At 66.5% G+C, this 3,640-nt stretch carries 2 protein-coding genes; both read left to right on the forward strand.

The features are described 5' to 3' along the window. A partial coding sequence (locus VI078_05110; GenBank protein ID HEY5998666.1) for a hypothetical protein occupies nucleotides 1–433 on the forward strand: 433 nt, incomplete at its 5' end. A 27-nt stretch (nucleotides 434–460) separates the two neighbouring features. Then, the coding region (locus VI078_05115) for a carboxypeptidase regulatory-like domain-containing protein (GenBank protein ID HEY5998667.1) at nucleotides 461–3,640 on the forward strand (3,180 nt) is incomplete at its 3' end.

The raw sequence follows: 3,640 nt of genomic DNA on the forward strand, positions 1-3,640 counted from the left end.
CATCGCGGTCCCCGGCCCCACGGACCGTGCCGGCGCCAACTTCATCGCGGGCCGGATCGTGGCCCAGGTGATCCTCCGACCGCTCCCGTCCGGCACCCCCAACGTCGCGCTGCTCTTCGGCTACCGCGACCCGCAGCACTATCGGTATGTGCGCTTCTATCCCAGCGCCACGGAGATCGGCCAGGTCGGAGTGATCGACGGCCAGTCACCGCCGCTGCGCCGGCAACTGACCCACGCCCTGCCCGTCGATCTCCCGCAGTTCGTCCGGATCGACGTGCGTCCGGGCGGCGCGGTGCAGGTCTTCGCCGGCGGCACGCCCCTCGGCGGGCTGCAGTTCTCCGCCGCCGTCCCCGGCCGCGTCGGCGTCATGACGCGCAACGCGCAGGGCGTCCTCGACAACTTCCGGCTCTGGGCGCGGACTATTCTCAACTAATCGGCGTTGGGAGGCGAGGAAGGCGGGATGGCGCCCAAGCGAAATCTGCGATCCGGCGTCGTGCTGGCGGCAATCATCGCGAGCCTTTCTCTGATCGTTCCACGCGAGGCCGCGGCCACCGGCGGCATCTCGGGACGCATCGCGGGACCGAACGGGGAGCCGCTGGCGGGGGTGGAGGTGCAGGCGTTCGTGGGCCGGCCTTTCCTTACTCCCTGGTCTCGCGACATGTTCTTGGGTTTCCCTTTCAGGACCGGCCCCGTCGCCTGGACTCAGACCGGGGCGGATGGACGCTACGAACTTACGGGCCTCGAGCCGACGCTGGAGCCCTCGTGCGATGCGAATAACGGTTGGTACATGCTGGTTGTCTCGCCATCCCCGCAGACCGGCTTCACGCCCAGAGTTCTCCCTGGCAACATTACCGGGCTTCCCGCGAGGCCGCTGGTTGTCGAGGAAGGGAAGACCCTCACGGGAATCGACATCCGCCTCGGCCCGCCGGGACGCATCGCGGGAACCGTGACGGGGCCGGACGGCGCTCCGCTGGCGGACACCTGGGTCGGGGCGGACATTCAGACCTCCTCCTTCCGGCCGGAGTGGTTGCCGCGGCGCGCCACCACGGATGGACTTGGCCGATTCGTCCTCACCGGGCTGGAGGACGATGCCTATTTCGTCAAGGTGACGCCGCCCGGAACATCCATGTGGGACCTCTACTATCCGGGGGCGAGTGACCCGGTGCCGATCCGACCGATCCTGGGAGAAGTGACCGGGGGGAATGACATCACCGTACCGACGCCTGGTCTGCTGGAGGTCAATTCGGAGAACTACACCGCATGGAGCTTCACCAGCGGGCCGGAGGAATACTACTTGTCGCCGAAGTACCTCCCGCCGGGGGACTACCGCATCGGTGTCGCCATGTCGCAGGACCTGATGGACAACACCTATTACCCAAGTACGTTCCAGTGGGAGGATGCCTCGCCCGTCGCCATCAAGCCCGGAGAAATCACGAGCGTCACCATGTCCCAGACGCCGTTGGGCACTGCGCACGGAAAGGTGGTCGACGGCGCTGGCGCCCCGGTCGGGGGCGTCGACGTCAACGTGTCGACGGCCTGTGGCACCACACACAAAGCACGCACCAACTCATTCGGGGATTTCAGCGTCTCTTCCAGCGGCGACCGCAAACTCCAATTCAGCAAGCAGGGATATTCTACAACCTGGCTCGACGGCAAACCTGACGAAACGTCGGCTGATGTCGTGCGGTTCCGGAGTGGGGAAACTGTCACACTCCCGACGGTCGTTCTCCAAAGCCTCGGCACCCCGGGGAGCATCGCCGGACGCGTGACGGCGGTCGGGGCACCTTTCAAAGGATTCGTCGAGGTATGGACCGCCCGCGACGCCGCGGTAGCGCTCCGGGATCCGGCCGGCGCCTCGCCGCTGCGCACGGGTCTCACAAACCCTGACGGAAGCTACGAGGTTACCGCCCTCTCGCCGGGCTCCTACCTGCTGCTCTTTGAAGGAAGCACCTTCGGAGCAAGGTGGTATCCGGCCGCCGTTTCGCCATGGACGGCCACCCCGGTCGTCGTCGAGGCCGGTCTCCAGACTACCGGCATAGATGCTGATCTCGCCTTGACCGGCAGCATTTCCGGCACGGTGACGCTGGACCACCAACCACTTCCCACGGTCGCAAAGGTGTGCCTTACGGACGTCGCCGGGCACATGCTCCGGTGCGTCTCTGGAACCATTGATAACACCTACAGCTTCGACGGTGTCGCGCCCGGCACATACCTGTTGGCCTTTGACTCCGACCAGTCCTTCTCGTGGGGCAAGTGGTACCCATTTGAAGACACCATGGCGACTGCTGTTCCAATCGTGGTGGGGTCGGGGCAGGCGGTAACCGGCATCAACGCGGATTTCCCGCCCTTGGGCCGCATAGAGGCGCAGATCAGTCGAACCCACAGTACATGGGACGGCGACTTGGCGATCATCGACGGGGACACCGATGCCGTCCGAGCCTACTGGAGCGACCTCCCCGTGGGCCCTTTCTCGTTCCAGCTGCCTCCTGGCCGTTACCGCTTCCTGTTTTCCACGACAAAGACCTATTACGATCGATACTATCCTCAGTGGTGGCCGGGAAAGACCCTGGCATCGGAGGCCGGGATTATCGAGGTTCTTCCCGGCCAAACCGTTTCCGGCATCGACGTGGTGCTCGAGGACTATCGCTATAACCGCCCGCCAGCGCTCACGCAGCCGCCTGAGATCACCGCAACCGAGGGTATGGAATCCTTCCTCACGCTCGCCGCGACTGACCCCGACGGCGACCTGCTGACGTTCGGCGCCGAGAACCTGCCGCTAGGCGCGGCATTCGCCCCCTACTCCGGCGAGTTCCGGTGGGCACCGACGTGCACCCAGGCGGGGACGTACCCCGCTATTCGCTTCACGGTCACCGACCACGGCGACCCGCCTCTCTCCGCCGAGGTGACCGTGCCCGTGAGCGTCGCCGCCCGCGACTGCGCGCCCGTGCTCGACCCGATCGGCGGCAAGTCGGTAATCGCGGGCGAGACGCTGACGTTCCAGATCACCGCGTCCAATCCGGAGGGCGGCGCGCTCGTACTGGAAGCGGCGGACCTCCCGAGCGGCGCCACATTCGCTCCGGCTGATGGCACCTTCACCTGGACGCCGAGCGTGGCGCAGGTCGGAAGCTACACCGTGACCTTTGCCGCTTACGCCACCGGCGCTCCGACCCTGCGGGATTCCGAGGCGGTCACGATAGCGGTCGTCCCGCGCAACCCGCCCGTACTCGATCCCATCGGCAGCCGCTCGGTCATCGTCGGCGAACTGCTGAACTTCACGGTCACTGGAGCGGACCCGCTGGGCGATCCGGTCGTCCTAGAAGCCGTCGGCCTGCCGCCGGGCGCGACGTTCAATCCGGCGGACGGTATCTTCTCCTGGACACCAAGCGCAGCGCAGGGCGGCGTGTACACCGTGACCTTCGCCGTCGTCTCCACGCTCGATTCCTCTCTGCGCGACGAGGATGCGGTCACGATCAGCGCCTTCGGCCCGCTGCTCTTCAGTGACGACTTCGAGCACTCCGACGGGGCGGACCCGGACTGGGTCAGGCTCTCGGGCTTCTGGGTCGTGCGCAACCACACGCTGCGCTCCAGCCCGACAGGCATCGCCATCGCGGTCCCCGGCCCCACGGACCGTGCCGGCGCC

The sequence above is a fragment of the bacterium genome, assembly GCA_036524115.1.
In the GTDB taxonomy this organism is placed as follows: Bacteria; JAUVQV01; JAUVQV01; order JAUVQV01; family DATDCY01; genus DATDCY01.